Consider the following 261-nt stretch of genomic DNA (forward strand, 5'->3'; position numbering starts at 1 on the left):
AGAACGTCAAACCGACGTTCACCGTGCATATCAACCAACCGCTTGCTCACGACTTGATTGTGACCCTGAGCAACAACGCTCAGGTCACCATCAAGGCCGGTGAGACCAGCGCGCCGTACACCCACGACGCGCAGGGCGATGACGTTTACAACGACGCCGGTGAAATCAGCGTTGGCATTAAATCGGCGGTAGACGCTACCGGCGCCACCTTCGAAAACCTGGAGTTGGGCGGCGCTGCGAAAGTGGATGTCACCGACACCA

Annotated in this window: 1 protein-coding gene; it reads left to right on the forward strand. The window is 58.2% G+C overall.

What is annotated here, in order from left to right:
- The coding region (locus JOY50_RS28790) for an immunoglobulin-like domain-containing protein (RefSeq protein ID WP_243056204.1) at positions 1-261 on the forward strand (261 nt) is incomplete at both ends.

This window comes from Pseudomonas sp. BP01 (assembly GCF_022760795.1).
Classification (GTDB): Bacteria; Pseudomonadota; Gammaproteobacteria; order Pseudomonadales; family Pseudomonadaceae; genus Aquipseudomonas; species Aquipseudomonas putida_Q.